This window comes from Calidifontibacter indicus, assembly GCF_003386865.1.
Lineage (GTDB): Bacteria > Actinomycetota > Actinomycetes > Actinomycetales > Dermatophilaceae > Yimella > Yimella indica.
Window position 1 is genome coordinate 358,517 of sequence record NZ_QTUA01000001.1, and the last position, 21,970, is coordinate 380,486.

The following is a 21,970-nucleotide window of genomic DNA, read 5'->3' on the forward strand; positions in this document are numbered from 1 at the left end:
GGCACGATGAAGCGCCCGCCTCCCCGGAGGGAGACGGGCGCTTGCGTGTGAAGCCCGGCGCCTTACTTGGCGGCGACGACGTTCAGCTTGAGGGTCGCGGCGACCTCCGGGTGGAGGCGGACCTGGACCTCGTGCTCGCCGAGCGAGCGGATCGGCTGCGCGACCTGGACGGTGCGGCGGTCGATCGAACCGACACCGGCAGCCTTGACCGCGTCGGCGATCTCGGCGGTGGTGACGGCACCGAACAGGCGACCGGACTGGCCGGCGCGCGCCTGCAGGTTGACCTTGCCGGCCTCCAGCTGACCCTTGAGCGACTTGGCGTCGTCGAGGGACTTCACCGCGCGCACCTCGCGGGCCTTGGTGATCGCCTCGACCTGCTTCTGTCCGCCCTTGGTCCACGGGGTGGCCAGGCTGCGGGGCAGCAGGTAGTTGCGGGCGTAGCCGTCCTTGACGTCGACGACGTCGCCGGCGGAGCCGAGACCGTGCACCTCGTGGGTGAGGATGATCTTCATTGGTGGGTGTCCTTTCCTACGCCGGATCAGCGAGCGGAGCTCGAGTACGGCAGCAGGGCCATCTCACGCGCGTTCTTGACGGCGTTGGCGATGAGGCGCTGCTCCTGCACGGACACACCGGTCACGCGGCGGGCGCGGATCTTGCCGCGGTCGCTGATGAACTTGCGCAGCGTCGCGACGTCCTTGTAGTCGATCTTCTCGACCTTCGCCGCCTTCAGCGGGTTGGCCTTCTTCTTGGGCTTACGCACAACGGGCTTGGCCATCGTGGTGCTCTCCTTCTGGTTCAGGGAGCCCGAGCGAACTCGGGATGGTGAGTTTGTTCAGGTGGTGCGGAGCGGGTCCGCACCGGTGCGAGTCAGGACAGGACTCGGAGACGATCAGCGACGATCGAAAACGATCGGGTCGATCAGAACGGGGGCTCGTCGTAGGACGGGCCGGTGCTCCAGCCGCCCTGACCGCCGCCGTTGTTGTTGCCGGACGGTGCGCTGGTCGCCCACGGGTCTTCCTGCGGCGCTCCGCCGCCGAAGTTGCCACCCTGGCCACCGCCCTGACCGCCGCCACCGAAGTTGCCGCCGCCCTGGCCACCGCCCTGGCCACCGCCGAAGTTTCCGCCGCCCTGGCCGCCACCGAAGTTGCCGCCGCCACGCTGGGTCTTGGCGACCTTCGCGGTGGCGTAACGCAACGACGGACCGACCTCGTCGACGTCGAGTTCGACGACGGTACGCTTCTCGCCTTCCTTGGTCTCGAACGAACGAGACTTCAGACGGCCCGACACGATGACCCGGGAACCGCGGGTCAGCGACTCCGCGACGTTCTCGGCGGCGTCACGCCACACCGAGCACCGCATGAACAGCGTTTCGCCGTCCTTCCACTCATTGGTCTGTCGGTCGAACTGGCGCGGCGTCGAGGCCACGGTGAAGTTCGCGACAGCTGCACCGGACGGCGTGAAACGCAGCTCCGGGTCTTGAGTGAGGTTGCCGATGATGGTGATGACGGTGTCGCCGGCGGCCATGGTGTTGTCCTAACTCGTGACGATTGGAATCAGGCGTCGGCGCGCAGCAGCTTGGTACGCAGAACGGACTCGTTGAGTCCGAGCTGACGGTCAAGCTCCTTGGCGGTTGCCGACTCCGCGGTCATGTTGACCACGGCGTAGATGCCCTCGGACTGCTTCTTGATGTCGTAGGCCAGGCGACGGCGGCCCCACAGGTCGACGTTGTCGACGGTGCCACCATCCTTGGTCACGACTGCAAGCCACTTGTCCAGCGACGGCTGAACGGTGCGCTCGTCAAGCTCGGGGTCGAGGATGATCATGAGTTCGTACTGACGCATGCGTAAACCCACCTCCTTTGGTCTCAAGCGGTCACGCCGATCTGACGTGACAGGAGGTTTACTGCGTGCTCACGCTCGGCCGGCGGCGTGGAAGCCGGCTGGGGTCGAACGGGAACGCAGGTCAGTCTAGGCCGGGCCGCCGACAATCTCCGAATCGTCGCCGCCTGTGGAGAAATTGCCGTGGGCCAGATCGGCCACGAGTTGCCGGTCGGCCTCGGCGGCCGATTCGGGATCGTGGTGGTCCTGCAACTTCTCGGCGCTCTCCCAACTAATCCATGCCACCGACACCCAGGCGACGAGTCGGGTGACCACGAAGATCAGGTAGGTCTGCCACGCCACACCCTTGACGCCGCCGGTGCGGGTCGCGATGAACAGCATCGTGATGACGAAGGTGACGATCTCGACGCCGGCCCACACGAGGTGCTCGCGCCACCGGAACGCGGTGAGCGCCAGGAAGGGCAGGATCCACAGCGCCTGCTGCACCGGGAACGACTTGCCGGTGACGCACACGATGACCAGCATCGTCAGCGCCAGCGGCGCGAGCGGTGTCAGATGAGCCGGACGCCGCACCAGGTAGGCGCCCACGAGCAGCGCGAGCAACCAGCCGAAGACCGCCAGCCAGGTGGCCGCGGACGGGTCGACGTCGACCTTGAGCAGGGTGAGCAGGAACCACGGCGAGCCGTAGCCCGGACCCGCGGCGTTCCAGTTGCGGTAGACGGTGAACGGGTCGCCGCCGGCCAGGTAGGCGACCGCGAGGCAGGCGACGGCGGTGACCGTGCCGGCGCCCAGCATCCGGGCCAGCGCCTCGCTGCGACGGTCGCGCAGGGCGACCAGGGCGATCGCCGCGACGATGACCAGCGGGTAGGAGCGCGCCATCGTCGCGGCGCCGAGCGCGATGCCGGCCAGCGCGGGCCGTTCACGCACCCAGAACAGGAACCCGAAGGTCGCGAGCGCGACACCGAACATCTCCAGGGAGATCAGCGATGCGGTGATGAGCACCGGGCTGAGGGCGACGTGGGCCGCCAGCCACGGGGTGCCGCGCAGCAGGTGGGCGGTCGCGATGACCGTCGCAGCGACGAGCAGCGCGACGACCACTGCGCAGATGGCGAAGTAGTACTGCTGCACGGGAAGGCCCGATCCGCTCGGCACCACCTTGCGCAACACCCAGTGCAGGATCGCGGTGAGCACCGGTTGGTTCTCCCCCGGTCCACCCTTGGCCCAGGGTCCGCCGTCGACGTTGAGACCGACGGCGACGTCGGAGTAGCAGGAGCGCCACAGCGAATCGGGCGCCGACCAACCGTTCTTGACGCAGTAGGTCTTCTGCCCGACACCGAGGGCGACCATCACCGATGCCAGCGCACTCAGCACCGTCACCGCGTAGGAGATGCCGCGTCGTCCGACCGCGGCGTACCGGCCGGTCGGGCCGCCGATCACCTGGGTCGCCCAGCCGGCCACCTGCTCGCCGCGGCTCGGCACGGTGAGCCGGAGGTTGTCCTCGGGGCTGCTGGGGGTCACGCTCCGCAGGATACGGCCAGAAGCGGTCGGACGCCGGTCACGGGTTCGGCGGCGCGGTGGCCGTCGGCGCCTGGGTGGCGGTTTGTGCTGCCCCGGTGCCCGGCGGCGGCGCGGTCGACGAGGGCGCAGCAGTGGTCGACGGCGGTTGGGTCACCGACGGCTGGGTCGACGTGCTCGACGGCGGGGCCGTCGTGGTCGAGGTGGTGCTGCTCGTCGTGCTGCTCGTCGAGGTGGTCGTCGACGTCGTGCTGCTCGTCGTGCTGCTCGTCGTGCTGCTCGTCGTGGCCGACGTGGTGGTGCTGGTCGACGTGCTGGTGCTCGACGGACGGGTCGAGGTGACCGGCGGCGGCACGTACTCGGTGGCCGGCTGCTTGCCCTGCACATTGCCCGGCTGCGGCAACTGGGCGACGGGCTGACCGCGCAGCGCGGCGTTCATGAAGTCGGCCCAGATGCTCGCCGGCACCTGTCCGCCGTAGAAGTCGGCCCCCTCCGAAGCGAGCGACTCGGTGCCGTCGCCGGCATACATGCCGACGGACGCCGTGAGCTGGCCGGGGGTGAAACCGGTGTACCAAGCGGCCTTGAACTCGTCGGTCGTGCCGGTCTTGCCGGCCGACGGACGGGTGAACCCGGCGCGTTGGAGGGAGTCGTATCCCGTGCCGCCGGCCTTGTTGACCCCGGCCAGCGCGGTGGTGACGTCGGCGGCGACGTCCTTGTCGATGACCTGCTCGGTCTTGGGCTTGGCCGTGTAGTCGTAGTCGCCCGACACGCTCGTCACCTTCGCGATGACGTAGGGGTCGGCGCGCTTGCCCTCGTTCGAGATCGTGCTGTAGGCGCGGGCCATGTCGATGACCTTGGTCGAGGCGGTGCCGAGGATGTTGGTCGTGTCGTCGCCGAGCCCCGGGCTGTTCTGCGGGATACCCGCCTTGATCGCGGCCGCGCGGGTCTTCGCCGGACCCATCTCCAGGTTGAGCCGCAGGAACGCGGTGTTGACCGAGTGGGCCGTGGCGTACGACAGGTTGATGTCGCCGTACGACACGCCGCCGCTGTTGCCCAGCGGCTTGTCGAGACCGGGCAGCTTGAGCGGGCTGGCCCCGCTGAACCGGCTGCGCAGGCTGTATCCGTTCTCGAGCGCGGCGACCAGACCGAACGCCTTGAAGCTCGAACCGCCCTGCGGCGCCGCTTGGGTCGCCGCGTTGTAGTTGTTCTTCTGGTAGTCGCGTCCGCCGTACATCGCCACGATCGCGCCGTCGGGCTTCTGCGCGATGAGACCGGCGTGCAGCGTCTTGGTCGAGGCGACGTTCGGGACGTTGTCGTCGACCGCGCGCACCGCGGCGTCCTGCGAGGTCTTGTCGATCGTCGTCGTGATCCGCAGACCACCGCGGTCGATGTCGGCGTCGCTCAGCTTCAGCGTGCTCTTGAGCTCGTTGCGCACCGAGGCGGTGATGTAGCCCGTCGGGCCGCTGCCGTACGTCGGCGCCTTGCGGTCGGCGACGTTCGGGTAGCGCTGCTGGTCACGGGTCGCCTGGTCCATCCAGCCCAGCTGCACCATGCCGTCGAGCACGTACGTCATCCGCGCCCGCACGGCCTCCTTGGCGCGCGCGCCGTTGGCTGGGTCGTAGAGGCCGGGGGCGTTGATCACCGACGCGAGGAACGCACCCTCGGACGGGTTGAGCCTCGAGACGTCCTTGTTGAAGTAGGCCTTGGACGCCGCCTGGATGCCGTAGGCGTTGCGGCCGAAGTAGGTGTTGTTGAGGTAGTTCTTGAGGATCTCGTCCTTGGAGTACTTCTGGTCGATCTTGATCGAGATCATCACTTCCTTCAGTTTCCGGCTGACCGTGCGGTCTTGGGTGAGGAAGTAGTTCTTCACGTACTGCTGGGTGATCGTCGAGCCGCCTTGTTGCTGGCCGCCGCGCAGGTTGGTCCAGAAGGCGCGCACGATGCCGGTGACGCTCACACCGTTGTTCTTGTAGAAGTTGCGGTCCTCGGCGGCGAGGAACTCCCGCTGCACGACGACGGGCACCTTCGCGAGTTCGACGTCTTCACGGTTGACCGTGCTGAAGCGGTCGAGCTCGGTCTTGCCGTCGCTGTAGTAGACGACCGACAACTGCTTGGCGGCATCGGCGTTCGGCTGCGGGATGTCGGTGCGCAGGTAGATGACGACCAGGGCGATGAACCCGATGAGACCGAGCACGAAGAATCCGAGCAGGGTGCGCAGCAGCACCTTCAGCCACAGCGGTCGCTGCTTGCGGCGCGGCTTGCCGCCCGATCGCTTGGCGGCGGAGCCCTTGCCGCCGGAGCCCTTGCCGCCGGAGCCCTTGCCGCCGGAGCCGGCCGGACGGCTGCTGCCGGCGGGGGTGCGCGCGGGCTTGCTGCCGCCCTTGGCGTTGCTGCTGTCGGTCACCGGGAGAGCGTAACGCGGACATCTGTTCACCAGCTGTTCGTCGTTTTCAAATGCGCGACACGCCGATGTATCGCCCCGATACATCGGATGCCCTATGATCGACCAGACAAAGCATCACTTTGTCACCTGATCGATGCATTTGGCCCATTTGTCACCGCTACTCGAAGGAGGTCCACCGTGTCCCGACGCGGAGCCACCCTCGAACTCGCGGTGCTCGGGCTGCTGCACGAGCAGCCGATGCACGGCTACGAGTTGCGCAAGCGACTCGCCGGCGTGCTCGGCGCCTTCCGTGCCGTGTCGTACGGCTCGCTCTACCCCTGCTTGAAGGGTCTGGTCGCGCGCGGCTGGATCACCGAGCACGCGGAGCAGATCGGCGGCAAGCGTCCGCGGATCAGTTACGAACTGACCGCGGAGGGCAAGGAGCAGTTCCAGACGCTGATGGAGCACACCGGCCCGATGACCTGGGAGGACGACACCTTCGACGTCCACTTCGCGTTCTTCGGCCGGGCCAGCAGCGACGTCCGGCTGCGCATCCTGGAGGGTCGCCGCTCGCGCCTGGAGGAGCGGCTCGACGCCGCCAGGGAGCAGGCGCGGGTGCGCCGCGAGCGCACCGACCGCTACACCGCCGAACTGCACCGGCACGGACTCGAGTCGACCGAGCGCGAGGTGCGCTGGCTGACCGAGCTCATCGAGACCGAACGCGGCGGTCCGCCGCGCGACGACCGGTCGACCTGATCCGTCGACCCACAGACACCCCGCGCGTCATTTCATGAACAAGCCCGTAGAACAAGGAGATTCACTCATGGGTTCGATCCGCGTCGCCATCGTCGGCGTCGGCAACTGCGCCAGCTCGCTGGTGCAGGGCGTCGAGTACTACAAGGACGCCGACGCGTCCGCGTCCGTCCCCGGCCTGATGCACGTCAAGTTCGGTGACTACCACGTCAGCGACGTCGAGTTCGTCGCCGCGTTCGACGTCGACGACAAGAAGGTCGGCAAGGACCTCTCCGAGGCGATCAACGCCTCCGAGAACAACACCATCAAGATCTGCGACGTGCCGACCAAGGGCGTCGAGGTGCAGCGTGGTCACACCCTCGACGGCATCGGCAAGTACTACGCGCTGACGATCGACGAGTCGGCCGCCGAGCCGGTCGACGTCGTGCAGGCGCTCAAGGACGCCAAGGTCGACGTGCTCGTCTCCTACCTGCCGGTGGGTTCGGAGCAGGCCGACAAGTTCTACGCGCAGTGCGCGATCGACGCGGGCGTCGCCTTCGTCAACGCGCTGCCGGTCTTCATCGCGTCCGACCCGGAGTGGGCCGCGAAGTTCGAGGCCGCAGGCGTGCCGATCATCGGTGACGACATCAAGAGTCAGGTCGGCGCCACCATCACCCACCGCGTGATGGCGAAGCTGTTCGAAGACCGTGGCGTGGTGCTCGACCGCACCTACCAGCTCAACGTCGGCGGCAACATGGACTTCAAGAACATGCTCGAGCGCGAGCGCCTGGAGTCGAAGAAGATCTCCAAGACGCAGGCCGTCACCTCCAACCTCAACGGCCCGCTGGCCGGCGTCGGCGCCGACGACCGCAACGTGCACATCGGCCCGTCCGACTACGTCGCCTGGCTCGACGACCGCAAGTGGGCGTACGTGCGCCTCGAGGGTCGCGCGTTCGGTGACGTGCCGCTGAACCTGGAGTACAAGCTCGAGGTCTGGGACTCCCCGAACTCGGCCGGCATCATCATCGACGCGATCCGCGCCGCGAAGATCGCCAAGGACCGTGGCATCGGCGGCGCCCTGCTGTCGGCTTCTTCGTACCTGATGAAGTCGCCGCCGGAGCAGCGCGAGGACACCGAGGGCCGCGCCAAGCTCGAGGCGTTCATCAAGGGCACCGAAGAGCGCTGAGTTCTCTTACGGTCTCTGCGTTGACCCCCGTGGCAGGCGCTTCGCTTGCCACGGGGGTCAGTCGTCCCGACCGCGTGAGCCTTCCGCTGTGGTCGTGCCCGTGGCGTAGACCCTGCGTAAGGCACGGTGAACGTCCGATCCCGGAAGCCCTTCGGGCACCCTTGGATCATGGACACCACCCGAACCATCGACCTCAACGCCGACCTCGGGGAGTCGTTCGGCCAGTGGCGCCTCGGCGACGACGCCGGGATGCTCGCGCTGGTGACCTCGGCCAATGTCGCCTGCGGTTTCCACGCCGGTGACCCGCGCACGCTGCTCGACACCTGCGAAGGGGCGGTGCGCCACGGCGTGAGCATCGGGGCGCAGGTGGGCTACCACGACCTGGCCGGGTTCGGACGCCGGTTCATCGACGTCGCGCCCGACGATCTGCTGGCCGACGTGCTCTACCAACTGGCCGCCCTCGACGGTCTGGCCCGCACCTGCGGTGGCCGGGTGTCGTACCTCAAGCCGCACGGCGCGCTCTACAACACGGTGGTGCACCACGAGGAGCAGGCCGACGCCGTGGTGCAGGCGGTCGTCCGCTACAGCGGCGACACCCCGCTACCGGTGCTCGGCCTGCCGGGCTCGGTGTTCCTGGCCCGTGCCGAGGAGGCCGGGCTGCCGGTCGTCCGCGAGGCGTTCGCCGACCGCGCCTACACCCCGACGGGCACGCTGGTCAGTCGGCGGGAGCCGGATGCCGTGTTGCACGACCCGCAGCAGATCGCGGCCCGCGTGGTGCGGCTGGTGACCACCGGCGAGCTGGTCGCGGTCGACGGCAGCACCCTTGCGGTGCAAGCCGATTCGATCTGTCTGCACGGTGACACCCCGGGCGCGGTGGAGATGGCTCGCCAGGTGCGGGCGGCACTGGACGACGCGGGGGTCGCAGTGCGGGCGTTTACGCCGTGAGGCTGCTGCCCTGCGGCGACGGCGCGATTCTGGTCGAACTGCCCGATGCCGACACCCGGCGCCGGCTCGACGCGACCCTGCGGCGCACCCCGATCGACGGCGTGTTGGAGCACGTGCCGGCGGCCACCACCGTGCTCGTGCGGGCCGAGCCCGGCGACCTCGTCCGGGTGGCCGGTGAACTGCGGCAGTTGCGGCTGCTCAACGCCGACTCCGGCAGATCGGTCGACGACCTCACCATCCCGGTGATCTACGACGGGGCCGACCTCGCCGAGGTCGCCGCGCTGCTCGACCTCACCGTCGCCGAGGTGATCGCCCGGCACACCGGCCAGATCTGGACGGTCGAATTCGCCGGTTTCGCACCGGGATTCGGCTACCTGATCGGTGACGACGACAACCTGACGGTGCCCCGCCGCGAGACCCCGCGCACGCGCATCCCGGCCGGCTCGGTGGGCCTGGCCGATCAGTTCTCCGGGGTCTACCCGAAGGCCTCACCCGGCGGCTGGCAGTTGCTGGGCCACACCGAGTTGGCCATGTGGGACGTCGACCGCGACGACCCCGCGCTGCTGATCCCGGGCCGCCGCGTCCGCTTCGAGGCGGTGTCGGCGTGACGCTCACCGTGCTGGCCGTCGGGGCGCAGGCCACCGTGCAGGATCTCGGCCGACCGGGGCACGCCGGCCTTGGGGTTCCGGTCGGCGGCGCGGCCGATCGCGAGGCGCTGCGCAGCGCGAACCGCGCGGTGGGCAACCCGGTCGACGCCGCCGCGCTCGAACTGCTCCTCGGCGGCCTGGAGGTGCAGACCGACAGCGCCGCGATCCTGGCGGTGACCGGCGCCCCGTCGTCCGTCTGGCGGAACGCCGTGCCGGTGCCCTTCGGTGAGTCGTTCGCCGTCCGCCCCGGCGACCGGGTGCGCATCGGCACCCCGGTGATCGGCCTGCGCAGCTACCTCGCCGTGCGCGGCGGGTTGCGTGCCGCGCAGCTCTACGGCAGCGCGAGCACGAACCCGACGGCCGATCTCGGCCCGGCGCCGCTGGCTCCCGGCGATCGGTGGGAGCTCGCCGACAGCGCGGACGACGAACCGACCCTCGGCTTCAGCCCGACGTCGACGGTGCACCCGCCCCAGCAGGAGTTGACCGTGCGCGTGGTGCTCGGGCCGCGCGACGACTGGTTCACCGGCCCGGCCCTGCAGCAGCTCACCTGGGCGTCGTGGGAGGTGAGCGCCGAGGCCGACCGGGTCGGCGTGCGGCTCACCGGCCCCACCATCGAGCGGGCCCGCACCGGCGAACTCGCCAGCGAAGGCATGGTGCGCGGCGCGATCCAGGTGCCCGCTTCAGGTCAGCCCATCGTCTTCGGACCCGACCACCCCACGACCGGTGGCTACCCGGTGATCGGCGTCGTGGTCGATGCCGATCTCGACCAGCTGTGGCAGGCGCGGCCGGGCACCGGCGTACGATTCCGGACGGTGCCGCCGCCCTGGTGACGCGCGCCGTCCCAGGTTGTCGGCAGCGTCCCAGGCAATAACGTGGGACGCTGCCGATAACGGGGGACGCGGTCGCTGCGGGACCGCGGTTACAGCTTGAGGTCGCGGGCGCGCTGCCCGAACTTCTCCTGCACGAACAGGTGGCTGGTGAGGATCTGCTCGGCACCGAGCGCCTCTGCGCGGCCCTGCACGTCGTGCACACCCTCCGACAGCAGGTCGAGTTGCTCGTTGAGCAGGTCTTGCCCGGTCTTTCCGTCGTGCAACACCGAGGTGTTGGCGGTGGTCGGCGGCAGCGCGAGGTAGGAGCGGATCGCCTCGCCGGCGAAGTCGGTGTGGATCTGCTCCAACTCGAAGCGCAGCTTCGCCGCGCCGGCGCCCCGCTCGTTCAGGTAGGCGAGCGTCTCGAAGCACTGCAGGTTGAGCGCCTTCGCCCGCTTGGCACTGTCGGCCGGCAGTCGGGGGTGCTGTGCGAGCACGGTGAGGCTCTGCGGCTGGGGCGTCTGCTGCTCGGCGGAAGGCGTGGGCTGCACCACCGGTGCCGGCGGCCAGGCATTGACCAGCTGGGTGCGCTTCGACTGCCACTCCCGCCGTCCGACCGACCGGCCTCGCCGTCCACGGTGAGAGTGGTGCGAGTAGTGCGAGCGGCCGCCCATGAGCGCGATCGCCGTGGCGACGGCGAGCGGGATGAACACCCACGCGGCGCCGAACAGCCCGAACAGTGCGGTGCTGGCGAGCACCCGAAGCCCTTCGTTGGAGTGCCGCTTCACGATGTTGCCGCCGGCGAACACGAAGAACGCCGCGAGCGAGATCGCGGCCGCCGGGTGCACCACCCAGCCGGCACCGAGCACGGACAGCACGAGCAACAGCGCCGTCAACACCAGCGCGCGCCGGTTGCCGTCGGCGCCCTTCACCCAGACGATGCCGGCGTACATCGCCAGCATCACCGCGGCCACGGGGTGCACGATCCACAACATCGAGGATCCCTCCCGTCCCGTCGAAGTCCGTCGCGCCACCGTCACCGCATCGATGCCATACCGACACAGGCGGGCGCCTGGCTTTCAGGGTACGTCGGCGCCGCGCCCCTGCCCATGGGCCGAATGTCACGGACGCCGGATTGTCGGGCGCCCTGCCGCCGCTTTGTCGGGCCTGCCCGACAAGGCCAGCACACGGACGCCCGCATCGCCCCGCCGACGCGTGACTAGGATCACCGAAAAGACGCCGTCGAACGAACGAGGACCCCCGTGCGCACCGACTCCTTCCGGCTCGCGACCAGCGACGACACATCGATCTTCGTCAATCACTGGTCACCCGACGATTCCCCGCGCGCGATCGTGCTCGTCGCGCACGGGATGGCCGAACACTCCGACCGGTACGAACGGTTCGCGCAGGCGCTGACGGCGTCCGGTTACGAGGTCTACGCCCCCGACCACCGCGGCCACGGCCGCACCTCGGCCGAGACCGGGGTCGGTTACTTCGCCGACGAGGCCGGGTTCGACCGCGTCGTCGACGACCTGCACGAAGTCTTCGTCCGGGCAACCACCGACCACCCCGACCTGCCGGTCTTCCTGTTCGGCCACTCGATGGGTTCGTTCCTGTCACGGGCCTATGCCGCGAAGTACGGCGCCGGGCTCACCGGGCTGGTGCTGTCCGGCACCGCCGGCTCGCCCGGCGCGCTCGGCAAGGTCGGCCGCGCGCTCGCCCTCGCGCAGGGACGCGTCCGCGGACGCAGGCACCGCTCGGGCCTGATGGACAAGCTCACGTTCGGGCAGTACAACGCCGCGTTCAAACCTAACCGCACCGACTTCGACTGGCTCTCGCGCGACCCCGAGGAGGTCGACAAGTACGTCGCCGACCCCAAGTGCGGGGAACTGTTCACCGCCGGCTTCTTCGCCGACCTGCTCGACGGCCTCGAGCGGGTGAACGACGACGCGGAGGTGTCAGGCACACCGTCCGAGCTGCCGGTGCTGTTCGTCTCCGGCAGCGCAGACCCGGTTGGCGGCAAGGACGCCAAGGGCGTTCAGGCGGCCGCCGCCCAGTTGCGCAAGGTCGGCGTCCGCGACGTGACCACGACGATCTACCCCGAAGCGCGCCACGAACTGCTCAACGAAACCAACCGCGACGAGGTGACGGCCGACGTGATCGCCTGGCTCGACGCACACCTGACCGACTCGACGAAGGGTGTCGCCTGATGATCGACTCCACCGTGACCCGCAGCAGCACCGTCTCCGACATCGTCCGTCGCAGCGGCGCCCGGTTCGGCGACAAGATCGCCGTCCGCTTCGCCGACCGCGAGTGGACCTACCGGCAGCTCGACGCCGCGGTCACCCGCGTCGCGCACCATCTGAGCGAGACGCTCGGCATCCCGCCGCGCGCCCGCATCGCCACGCTCGGCAAGAACTCCGACGCCTACCTGATCACGTTCCTCGCGTGCGCCCGGGCCGGTTACATCCACGTGCCGCTCAACTACAACCTGCTCGGCCGCGAGCTCGATCACCTGATCCACAACTCCGGCAGCAAGGTCGTGCTCGCCGACCCCGATCTCGCGGGGCGCCTGGCCGACATCGAGCACGCACCCGAGCAGGTGCTGCCGCTGCGCGACGCCGACGACTCGATTCTCGCTGTCGCCCAAGGCGATTCGACCCCCGAGTTCGAAGAGCGCGGCCGCGACACCGATACCGTCCAGTTGCTCTACACCTCGGGCACGACGTCGGCGCCGAAGGGCGCGATCATGTCGCACCGTGCGTTGGTGTCGGAGTACATGTCGTGCATTCACGCGCTCGACCTCGGCGCCGACGACAACCCGCTGCACGTGATGCCGCTGTACCACTCGGCGCAGATGCACGTGTTCATCCTGCCGGGCCTGATGGTCGGTCAGACCAACACGATCCTGGAGGTGCCGGAGCCGGGCGACGTGCTGCGCCGCCTCGCCGCCGACGGTCACAAGTCGTTCTTCGCCGCGCCGACCCTGTGGGTGGGCATGGCGAACAACCCCGAGTTCGACCGGCTGTCGTTCGACGGCCTGGAGAAGGCGTACTACGGCGCGTCGATCATGCCGGTGCCGGTGCTCAAGAAGTGGCAGGCGAAGGCGCCGAACGTCGGCTTCTACAACTGCTTCGGGCAGAGCGAGATCGCGCCGCTGGCGTGCGTGCTGCGACCGGAGGAGCACGAGGATCGCCCCGACAGCGCCGGTCGGCCGGTGCTGTTCGTCGAGGCGCGGGTCGTCGACGCCGCGGGCAACGATGTGCCGGTCGGTGAATCGGGCGAGATCATCTACCGCTCGCCGCAGCTGTGCGACGGCTACTGGGAGAACTTCAAAGCCACCGAGGAGGCCTTCGCCGACGGCTGGTTCCACTCCGGCGACCTGGTGCGTCAGGACGAGGAGGGCTACATGTTCGTGGTCGACCGGATCAAGGACGTCATCAACACCGGTGGCGTGCTGGTCGCCTCGCGCGAGGTCGAAGACGCGCTCTACACCCACCCGGGCGTCGCCGAGGTCGCCGTCGTCGGGGTGCCCGACGAGAAGTGGGTGGAGAAGATCGTGGCGTTCGTGGTGCGCCGTCCGGAGGCCACCGACCTCGATGTCGAGACGCTGACCGCCCACGCGCGCACCCAGGTCGCGGCCTTCAAGGTGCCCAAGCGGATCGAGTTCCTCGACGACCTGCCACGCAACGCGTCGGGCAAGATCCTCAAGCGCGAGTTGCGCGACGCCTGAGCTGAGTCGGTCCACCGTCTCCGCCGGGTAGTGCAAGTCGGCCCCAGCGATGACGCCGGCCCCGTGCACCAGAGTGCACGGGGCCGGTGTTTGTCGGACCAGGCAGATCGGGGCGGCCGATCCGACGAGGTTTGTCAATGCCGCTGGTGGCACCTACCCAGCCACGCTGGGAGGCTCACGCGGCGGGAGGGCTCGGTCTGCGAGCGACGAAGCAGCCGCAGACCGAACGCCCCAGGAGCCGCAATCAGTTCTGCTTGATCGCAGAGATGTCGAAGGTCAGGGTGACCTTGTCGGAGACGAGCACGCCGCCGGCCTCGAGGGCGGCGTTCCAGGTGAGGCCGAAGTCCTTGCGGTTGACGACGGTCTTGCCCTCGAAACCGATGCGCTCGTTGCCGAACGGGTCGACGGCGGCGCCGTTGTACTCGAACTCGACGGTGACGGGCTTGGTGGTCTCCATGATGGTGAGGTCACCGGTGACGACGAGGTCGCTGCCGTCGGCCTTGATGTCGGTCGACTTGAAGGTGATGCTCGGGTACTTCTCCACGTCGAAGAAGTCGGCGCTCTTGAGGTGACCGTCGCGGTCGGCGCTGCGGGTGTCGACCGAGGCGACGTTGATGGTCAGGTCGATGGTGGCGCCGGCGAGGTTCTCACCCGTGGTGGCGGTGCCCTCGAACTCCTTGAACGAGCCGCGGACCTTGGTCACCATCGCGTGGCGGGCCACGAAGCCGATCTCCGAGTGGGCCGGGTCGATGACGTAGGTACCGTTGAGAGCGTTCAGGTCGGACATTCGAATCTCCTTCTGAGCAGCCGGGTGGCTTGTCCATCGCGGCCTTGTGGTTGATGCGTCAACTAGATCTTAGAGTGGTATTCTTGACATGTCAACTACAGGGAAGGAAACAATCGAAATGGCCGACACACCGCGCTGGCTGGACGATCGCCAGCAGCAGGTCTGGCGCCAATGGCTACGTGCACAGACAGAGATGAACGCGGCGATCACCCGCCAACTGCAGGCCGACGGCGGCCTGTCACTGCCCGACTTCGAGGTGCTGGTTTCGCTCGAGGAATCCCCCGACGGACGCCAGCGCGCGACCGTTCTCGCCGACACCATGTTGTGGGAGCGCAGCCGGCTCTCGCACCAGGTGCGCCGGATGGAAGCCCGCGGTCTGGTCGACCGTGTGGGGTGCAAGGACGACCGGCGTGGTGCCTGGGTGGGCATCACCGACGCCGGCCGCGCGGCCCTGGCGCAGGTCGCGCCGGGTCATGTCGAGACCGTGCGTGAGTGCATGTTCGACCGCATCGACGACGCCGATCTCGAGGCCCTCGGCCGCGTGACCGGCACCATCCTGGCCGCCACCGACTGCGCGAGCCAGCGTCCGGCGACCGCCTGACGCCCCCACCGCGAAAGTTCGCACAACACGCGACGGATGTGCTCGATGTTGCAAACTTTCGCTGCCTCAGCCTGATGAGGACGAGCACCTGACAGTCGTCCCGAAGACGGTCGCGGCACGTCCGGTGCAGTGGCACAGTGGGTGGTATGGACTCGGTCATCGCGGTCGAAGGTCTGCGTGCTCGACGAGCCGACGTCCGGGCTCGACCCACTGATGGAGCGGGCCTTCACCGACGAGGTGCGCCGGTTGCGCGACGCCGGCCGCACGATCCTGCTGTCGAGCCACGTGTTGTCCGAGGTGGAAGCCGTCGCCGACCGCGTGAGCATCATCCGCGACGGCCGCACGGTCAGCACGGGCACCCTCGACGACCTGCGTGGCCGCACCCGTCTCGCCGCGCTGGCATGGGCGGTGCTCGCGGTGTTCCTGCTGCTCGGGGAGTTCGGCGCGCTGCTCGGGTTGCCGAAGGCGGTCATCGCGCTGACCCCGTTCGATCACGTGGGCACGCTGCCCGGAGGCGCGCTCGACACCACCGGGGTGATCGTCGTCTCGATCGTCACGGCGTTCCTGCTCGCCGTGGCCGCGGTCGGCATCCGACAACGCGACATCCCGGCCTGAGCCGCGCCGGATCTGCCAGGATCGCAGCATGCTGAAGGGGCACCTCTTCCTCCTCCACGCCGACCTCGTCGACGTGCCGTACGACGTGTTGGTGCTGCCGACAGACCACACGTTCACGGTGGGCGAACAGTGGAAACCGTTCTCCCCCAACCCGAAACGTCCCGCGAGGTTCGACGAGCAGCACTTCGGCCGGGCCGGTGACAGCAAGCTGTGGTGGGTCGACGTCACCCGGGGCGGCGTCCCCGACCGTCCGGCGCTGATCGCCAACGCCACCGCCTGTTTGGCCGATATCGCCGAGACGCTCGCCACCCCGCTGTTGCGCGTGGCACTGCCGGTGCTCGGCACCGGCGAGGGCGGGCAGGACGAGGAGTCGGGAGCACTTCAGCTCGACCTGCTCGAAGCGCTCCGCAAGGCCGCCGAGCACCACCAACTCGACGTGCTGCTGGCCACCAAGGACGAGCGCCGGTTCCAGGCGCTGCAGGACGCCCGGCTGCCCGACCCGGCGCGCTGGTTTCCCGGCATCCCCGACACCGGACGCGGGGACGAACCCACGCTCGCGCTGGCCCAGCGTCTGGGCACCAGAGCCCGTCGGGGCGAGCTGTCGGTCTTCCTCGGCGCCGGCGTGAGTGTCGGTGCGGGACTGCCGGATTGGGCCGGCCTGGTGAGCGCGATCGTGCGCGCCTCTGCCCTGCCCGACACCCTCACGGTCGAGCAGTTCTCCCGGTTGTCACTGCTCGACCAGGCCGAGTTGCTGCAGCGGCGCGACCCGAAATTCGCCCAGGCCGTCGTCGACCAGGTGAAGCACGCCGCCAAGCCCGGGCTCGCCCACCTGTTGCTCGCCTCGCTACGCGCGCAACAGTCGGCCACCACCAACTACGACGATCTCTACGAGCGCGCCGTGCGCTCGGCCGATCCCGCGCGCCGGCTCGCGGTGCTGCCCTACCAGCGGCGCACCGACGGACGCCCGTGGCTGCTGAAGCTGCACGGCGACATCGACCACCCCGAGGACATCGTGCTCAGTCGCTCGCAGTTCGCGGCGTACGACGCACGGCACCGGCCGGCGGGTGCGTTGTTCCAGGCGATGCTGCTCACCTCGCACCTGCTCGTGGTGGGCGCCTCGCTCACCGACGACAATGTGCTGCGGCTGGTGCACGAGGTGCGCGACTACCTCGTATCGACCGCCGGCAATGACGATTTCGGCGACCACTTCGGCACCGTGCTCACGCTGCACCCCGAACCCGCCCGCTGCGCACTGTGGTCGGGCGAACTCGACTGGGTGAGCCTCGAACGCCCCGACGACGAGTCGCCGCGAGTGCTCGAGATTCTGCTCGATGCCGTTGCCATGCACGCGTATTCGGCGTCGACCAGCGTGCTCGACGAGCGCTTCGACACCCAACTCGCCAGCGACCGCGAGCGCGACCTTGCGCGCCGGCTGCGCAGCATCGCCGGCGAGGTCGAGAAGCAGACCGGACACGCCTGGCAGGGGCTCAAGACCACCCTCGGCCTCTGACGGGACGCCCCCACCCCCACGAACGTTTGCAGGACGCGCGACGAAGGCGCGCGACCCTGCAAACTTTCGCCGGAGGGGTGGGCGGCAGTGTCAGAGGGCCTTGACGCCTTCGGTGATCACGTCGAGGCCCTCGTTCAGTTCCTCGTCGGTGATGACCAGCGGCGGGAGCAGCCGGATGACGTTGCCGAAGGTGCCGCAGGTCAGGGTGAGCACACCGGAGGAGTTCGCGTGTGCCGCAACCTTCTTCGCGGCGTCCGGGTTGGGGGTGATGCCGTCGTCGGTGACGAACTCGATGGCCAGCATCGCGCCCCGGCCGCGGGCCTCACCGACGTACGGCGAGGTCTCGACGAGCCCCTGCAGGCGCGGCAGCGCGATCGACTCGATCTGCTTGGTGCGGCCGACGAGGTCTTCGGACTCGATGACCTCGATCGTGGCGAGCGCCGCGGCGCAGGCCACCGGGTTGCCGGCGTAGGTGCCGCCGATGCCGCCGACCGGTGCGGCGTTCATCATCTCGGCGCGGCCGGTCACCGCCGAGATCGGCATGCCGCCACCGAGCGCCTTCGCGGTGGTGATCAGGTCAGGCTCGATGCCCTCGAACTCCGAGGCGAACAGCGTGCCGGTGCGGGCGAACCCGGTCTGGATCTCGTCGGCGACGAACACGATGCCGTGCTCGCGGGCGAAGTCCTGCACGCCCTTGAGGAAGCCCGGCTCGGGGGCGATGAAGCCGCCCTCACCGGCGATCGGCTCGGCCACGATGCAGGCCACGTTGCCGGCACCGATCTGGGTGAGCACCATCTCCTTGAGCGCGGCGAGCGCCTCGGCGGCGGCGTGCTCGCGCCCGCTCGGCCAGCGGAAGCCGTAGGCGTTCGGGGTGCGGTAGACCTCGCCGGCGAACGGGCCGAAGCTCTGCTTGTAGGGCACGTTCTTCGCGGTCATCGTCATCGTCAGGTGGGTGCGGCCGTGGTAGGCGTGGTCGAGCACGACGATCGCCGGACGGCCGGTGTAGGCGCGGGCGATCTTCACCGCGTTCTCGATCGCCTCGGCGCCGCTGGTGAACAGTGCGCTGCGCTTGTCGAAGTCGCCAGGGGTGAGCTGGTTGAGCTTTTCGCAAACGTCGACGAAGCCTTGGTACTCGGTGACCATGAAGCAGGTGTGCGTGGCCAGCTTCGCCTGTGCCGCAACGGCTTCGGCGACCGTCGGGTTAGCGGCGCCGACGCTGGTGACCGCGATGCCCGAGGCGAAGTCGATGAGCTTGTTGCCGTCGACGTCGACCAGCAAGGAGCCCTCGACGTGGTCGATGAAGATCGGCGAGGTGATGCCGAACCCGCTGGAGACCTGCTTCTCGCGCGCGGCGTGCAGTTCGCGGGACTTCGGCCCGGGGATCGCGGTCTTCAACTGGCGGACGGTGGTACCTGTGCTCGTCCCTGTGCTCGTACCTGTGCTCGTGGCGGTGTCGGCGGACATCTGCTGCAACTCCCATGGTGTCGGGGGCGGATCGTTTCGAAGTCGAAACCGATCCCACGGTAGGCCCGTGACGGGTCGCTTGTCTCCTCAGCTTGTCGGACCCGCCTCCTAGAGTGGTCGCCATGACCACCTCACCCGCTCCGGCACCCCTGCCGTACGCGGTGAGCCGTCGTTACCCGCACCGTTATGCGGTGCTCGACGTCGAGACCACCGGCCTCGATCCGCGCCGCCATCGGGTGCTGCAGATCGCGATCACCCAACTCGACGTCGACGGACGCGTGGAGCGGCGGTGGTCGAGCCTGGTCGACCCGGGCGTCGCGGAGGGTGTCGACCCGGGCCCGGTCGACGTCCACGGTCTGACCCTGGAGAAGCTGGCGGGTGCGCCGAGCTTCGGGCAGTTGGCCGAGCGGGTGGCCGAGTTGGTCGCCGGACGCGTCGTGGTGGCCCACAACGCGCCGTTCGACTGGGGGTTCCTCGCCGCCGAGGCGAAGCGGGTGGGCTCGACCCTGCCGACGCGGCAGCGGCTGTGCACGCTGGAGTTGTCGCGGGTGCTGCAGACACCGTCCGACAACTTCTCGCTGGCGGCGCTGTGCAGCTACTGGGGTGTGCCGCAGGCCCGCCCGCACGATGCCGAAGACGACGTGCGGGTGCTGGTCGAGGTGTTGCGGCACGCGCTCGCCGATGCCGAGCGCGCCGGGGTGCTGCTGCCGATCCGTGATCCCTACGCCCGCATCCCGCTGCGCAAGAAGGTGCGGCGCCGGTGGCGGCGGCTGCGGTGGAAGCTGCGTAAGCGGCTGAACAAGGCCCGCCGAACACGACACGGACAGCGCCCGAAATCGCGTCCGGTGAACGGACAAAATCGTTGAGCCAGTGACTGATTGGGTCACGGATCGCCCGTGTGCAGGTATGCATTCGGTCAGGAGCGACGGGCCTTTGACCAAGAGTCGGTCTGTCAATGGTCAAGGTTTGTCAAACCCACTGTCCTAGGACGCGCCGCGGGTGCAGTCTCATCGCCGGCGCACCAACCCCGTGCGTCTGCCCCGTCTCGCTCCGTAGGAGGAGTACATGAAGCGCACTGCGCTCGGTCTTGTCGCGATCGGCTCGATCGCGACCCTCGGCCTCGGTTCATCGGCTGACGCCGCCAACATCCGGTCGGCCACCCCGGCCGCGAACGGCGTCCTGGCCGTCGCCCCGGCCACGTACGCCGGACAGATGGCGTCGGCCGCCAAGGCCGCCGACGGCACCGCGAAGGCGATCGGTCTCGGACCGAAGGAGAAGCTGGTCGTGAAGTCGGTCATCACCGACCGCGACGGCACCACGCACACGCGCTACGACCGCACCTACGGTGGCCTCCCGGTGATCGGCGGCGACCTCATCGTGCGCCGCGACGCGGCCGGCACGATCGTCGACACGATCTGGAACGTCAATGCGAAGGTCTCGCTGGCCGGCTCGCTCGCCGCCGGTGACGACGCAAAGGCGAAGGCCAACGCGGTGAAGCACGCCGCGGGCAAGAAGCAGAACGGCCACGCGATCCGGGGCGCCAAGGCGACGAAGACGTCCAAGGCCGTCTACCTGCACGAAGACGGCACCTCGACCCTGGTCACCGCCGTGCAGACCGAGGGCATCGCCGACGACCAGACCCCCAGCACCCTCGTCGTCTGGGTCGACTCCGCCAGCGGCAATGTCGTCAGTTCCGACCAGAAGGTGAAGGCGGGCAGCGGCAAGGGCATCTACGTCGGCAATGTGTCGCTGTCGACCACCTCGTCGGGCGGCAGCTACCAGCTGAAGAACCCCTCGACCGGCAACTACTCGACCGACCTCAACCAGGCGACGACGGGCAACGGCACCCAGTTCACCGACGCCGACGACGTCTGGGGCACCGGCACCAACAGCAACCGCCAGTCGGCCGCCGTCGACGCGCAGTACGGCGCCGACGCCACCTTCGGCTACTACAAGAACTTGCTCGGCCGCAACGGTATCTGGAACAACGGCAGCGGCGCCCGCAGCCGCGTGCACTACGGCAACAGCTACGTCAACGCGTTCTGGGACGGCACCCAGATGACGTACGGCGACGGTTCGGGCAACGCCAGCCCGCTCACCGAGCTCGACGTCGCGGCCCACGAGATGAGCCACGGTGTCACCGAGAACACCGCCAACCTCAACTACTCCGGCGACGCCGGCGGCCTGAACGAGGCGACCTCCGACATCTTCGGCACCGCCGTCGAGTGGAACGCCAACCTCACGTCCGACACGCCCGACTACTACATGGGCGAGCTCATCGACATCAACGGCAACGGCACCCCGCTGCGCTACATGGACAAGCCGAGCCGTGACGGCCGCTCCTACGACTGCTGGTCGACCGCCGTCTCGAGCGCCGACCCGCACTACTCCTCGGGCCCGTTGAACCACTGGTACTACCTGGCCTCCGAGGGTTCGGGCGCGAAGACCATCAACGGTCAGTCGTACAACTCGCCGACCTGCAGCGGAGCCGCGGCGGTCACCGGCGCGGGCCACACCAACATCGAAAAGGTCTGGTACCGCACGCTTTCCACCAAGCTGACCTCGGGCTCCAACTACAAGACGGCGCGTGAGGGCGCGATCAACTCGGCGATCGAGCTGTACGGCGCGAGCAGCGCGACGTGCACCGCGGTCGAGAAGGCGTTCGACGCGATCGCCGCGCCGAAGGGCACCGCGACCTGCTCCGGCGGCACCACCCCGCCGCCCACCGGCGGCGAGCTGGTGACCAACGGCGGGTTCGAGTCGGGCACCACCGGCTGGACCGGCACGTCCGGCCCGATCACCAACAACTCCGGCCAGGCCGCACACGGCGGCACCTGGAAGATGTGGCTCGGCGGCAACGGCAGGACCACCAGCGAGAACGAGAGCCAGTCGGTCACCATCCCGTCGACGTCCACCTCGGCGACGCTGACCTACTGGGTGCACGTCGACTCGGCCGAGACCACGACCAGCAGCCAGTACGACAAGGCCACCGTCACCGTCACCCCGTCCGGCGGCAGCGCCAGCACGGTCGCGTCGTACTCCAACCTCAACAAGGCGACCGGCTACAAGCAGGTCACGGTCGACCTGACCGCCTACAAGGGCAAGACGATCACGCTGAAGTTCTCGGCCACCGAGGACTCCTCGTTGCAGACGAGCTTCGTCTTCGACGACGTGTCGATCAAGGCCTGATCCCCCGATCGCGAAA

21 protein-coding genes are annotated in these 21,970 nt (G+C 68.8%); 12 read left to right on the forward strand and 9 right to left on the reverse strand.

Annotated elements, in window-relative coordinates; genetic code table 11:
• Positions 1–62: 62 nt before the first annotated feature.
• The 6 genes from rplI to DFJ65_RS01715 form a co-directional block, all read right to left on the reverse strand.
• The gene (gene rplI / locus DFJ65_RS01690) at positions 63–512 is read right to left on the reverse strand and encodes a 50S ribosomal protein L9 (protein WP_115921519.1); all 450 of its coding nucleotides are present in this window, start codon (positions 510–512) and stop codon (positions 63–65) included.
• A 26-nt stretch (positions 513–538) separates the two neighbouring features.
• Positions 539–775 (reverse strand): 30S ribosomal protein S18, encoded by a 237-nt coding sequence (gene rpsR, locus DFJ65_RS01695; RefSeq protein ID WP_115921520.1) that lies wholly within the window; start codon positions 773–775, stop codon positions 539–541.
• Positions 776–918: 143 nt separating this feature from the next.
• Positions 919–1,524 (reverse strand): single-stranded DNA-binding protein, encoded by a 606-nt coding sequence (locus DFJ65_RS01700; RefSeq protein ID WP_115921521.1) that lies wholly within the window; start codon positions 1,522–1,524, stop codon positions 919–921.
• A 29-nt stretch (positions 1,525–1,553) separates the two neighbouring features.
• The gene (rpsF, locus tag DFJ65_RS01705) at positions 1,554–1,841 is read right to left on the reverse strand and encodes a 30S ribosomal protein S6 (protein WP_115921522.1); all 288 of its coding nucleotides are present in this window, start codon (positions 1,839–1,841) and stop codon (positions 1,554–1,556) included.
• A gap of 126 nt (positions 1,842–1,967) precedes the next feature.
• Complete coding sequence (locus tag DFJ65_RS01710) at positions 1,968–3,356, reverse strand: glycosyltransferase 87 family protein (protein WP_115921523.1); 1,389 nt, start codon at positions 3,354–3,356, stop codon at positions 1,968–1,970.
• Between the two features lie 37 nt (positions 3,357–3,393).
• Positions 3,394–5,757, reverse strand: a complete 2,364-nt coding sequence (locus DFJ65_RS01715) for a transglycosylase domain-containing protein (protein WP_115921524.1) — start codon at positions 5,755–5,757, stop codon at positions 3,394–3,396.
• A gap of 177 nt (positions 5,758–5,934) precedes the next feature.
• Here DFJ65_RS01715 and DFJ65_RS01720 point away from each other — a divergent pair, with 177 nt between their 5' ends.
• From DFJ65_RS01720 to DFJ65_RS01740, 5 genes are all read left to right on the forward strand, one after another.
• The gene (locus DFJ65_RS01720) at positions 5,935–6,492 is read left to right on the forward strand and encodes a PadR family transcriptional regulator (RefSeq protein ID WP_115921525.1); all 558 of its coding nucleotides are present in this window, start codon (positions 5,935–5,937) and stop codon (positions 6,490–6,492) included.
• Between the two features lie 67 nt (positions 6,493–6,559).
• The gene (locus DFJ65_RS01725; RefSeq protein WP_115921526.1) at positions 6,560–7,654 is read left to right on the forward strand and encodes an inositol-3-phosphate synthase; all 1,095 of its coding nucleotides are present in this window, start codon (positions 6,560–6,562) and stop codon (positions 7,652–7,654) included.
• A gap of 168 nt (positions 7,655–7,822) precedes the next feature.
• Positions 7,823–8,599: a LamB/YcsF family protein gene (locus DFJ65_RS01730; protein ID WP_115921527.1), complete on the forward strand. Its 777-nt coding sequence runs from the start codon at positions 7,823–7,825 to the stop codon at positions 8,597–8,599.
• Entirely contained in the window at positions 8,596–9,207 is a 612-nt protein-coding gene (locus tag DFJ65_RS01735) for a 5-oxoprolinase subunit B family protein (RefSeq protein ID WP_115921528.1), read from the forward strand. Before DFJ65_RS01730 ends, DFJ65_RS01735 begins: the two co-directional genes overlap by 4 nt.
• Positions 9,204–10,076 (forward strand): 5-oxoprolinase subunit C family protein, encoded by an 873-nt coding sequence (locus tag DFJ65_RS01740; RefSeq protein WP_115921529.1) that lies wholly within the window; start codon positions 9,204–9,206, stop codon positions 10,074–10,076. Before DFJ65_RS01735 ends, DFJ65_RS01740 begins: the two co-directional genes overlap by 4 nt.
• 89 nt (positions 10,077–10,165) lie before the next feature.
• On the opposite strand, the gene DFJ65_RS01745 is transcribed toward DFJ65_RS01740, so the two are convergent.
• Positions 10,166–11,050, reverse strand: a complete 885-nt coding sequence (locus DFJ65_RS01745) for a hypothetical protein (RefSeq protein ID WP_115921530.1) — start codon at positions 11,048–11,050, stop codon at positions 10,166–10,168.
• A 267-nt stretch (positions 11,051–11,317) separates the two neighbouring features.
• On the opposite strand from DFJ65_RS01745, the gene DFJ65_RS01750 reads away from it, so the two are divergent.
• Complete coding sequence (locus DFJ65_RS01750; protein WP_115921531.1) at positions 11,318–12,265, forward strand: alpha/beta hydrolase; 948 nt, start codon at positions 11,318–11,320, stop codon at positions 12,263–12,265.
• Complete coding sequence (locus tag DFJ65_RS01755; RefSeq protein WP_115921532.1) at positions 12,265–13,788, forward strand: fatty acyl-CoA synthetase; 1,524 nt, start codon at positions 12,265–12,267, stop codon at positions 13,786–13,788. The genes DFJ65_RS01750 and DFJ65_RS01755 overlap by 1 nt, the downstream gene beginning before the upstream one ends.
• A 244-nt stretch (positions 13,789–14,032) precedes the next feature.
• Here the strand turns inward: DFJ65_RS01755 and DFJ65_RS01760 are convergent, their stop codons facing one another.
• The gene (locus DFJ65_RS01760; protein WP_115921533.1) at positions 14,033–14,575 is read right to left on the reverse strand and encodes a YceI family protein; all 543 of its coding nucleotides are present in this window, start codon (positions 14,573–14,575) and stop codon (positions 14,033–14,035) included.
• Between the two features lie 118 nt (positions 14,576–14,693).
• Between DFJ65_RS01760 and DFJ65_RS01765 the strand changes: the two genes are divergently transcribed.
• The 3 genes from DFJ65_RS01765 (at position 14,694) to DFJ65_RS01775 (ending at position 17,301) form a co-directional block, all read left to right on the forward strand.
• Positions 14,694–15,176: a MarR family winged helix-turn-helix transcriptional regulator gene (locus DFJ65_RS01765; protein ID WP_115921534.1), complete on the forward strand. Its 483-nt coding sequence runs from the start codon at positions 14,694–14,696 to the stop codon at positions 15,174–15,176.
• Positions 15,177–15,353: 177 nt separating this feature from the next.
• Entirely contained in the window at positions 15,354–15,791 is a 438-nt protein-coding gene (locus DFJ65_RS18405) for an ATP-binding cassette domain-containing protein (protein WP_211308340.1), read from the forward strand.
• A 28-nt stretch (positions 15,792–15,819) separates the two neighbouring features.
• On the forward strand, positions 15,820–17,301 hold the full coding sequence (locus DFJ65_RS01775) for an SIR2 family protein (RefSeq protein WP_115921535.1): 1,482 nt from the start codon (positions 15,820–15,822) through the stop codon (positions 17,299–17,301).
• A gap of 90 nt (positions 17,302–17,391) precedes the next feature.
• Here DFJ65_RS01775 and gabT read toward each other — a convergent pair whose 3' ends face one another.
• Complete coding sequence (gene gabT / locus DFJ65_RS01780) at positions 17,392–18,765, reverse strand: 4-aminobutyrate--2-oxoglutarate transaminase (RefSeq protein ID WP_115921536.1); 1,374 nt, start codon at positions 18,763–18,765, stop codon at positions 17,392–17,394.
• 122 nt (positions 18,766–18,887) lie between these two features.
• On the opposite strand from gabT, the gene DFJ65_RS01785 reads away from it, so the two are divergent.
• Together DFJ65_RS01785 and DFJ65_RS01790 are read left to right on the forward strand one after the other, a co-directional pair.
• On the forward strand, positions 18,888–19,631 hold the full coding sequence (locus DFJ65_RS01785; protein WP_115921537.1) for an exonuclease domain-containing protein: 744 nt from the start codon (positions 18,888–18,890) through the stop codon (positions 19,629–19,631).
• Between the two features lie 199 nt (positions 19,632–19,830).
• Complete coding sequence (locus DFJ65_RS01790) at positions 19,831–21,954, forward strand: M4 family metallopeptidase (RefSeq protein ID WP_115921538.1); 2,124 nt, start codon at positions 19,831–19,833, stop codon at positions 21,952–21,954.
• The last annotated feature ends 16 nt before the right edge of the window (positions 21,955–21,970 follow it).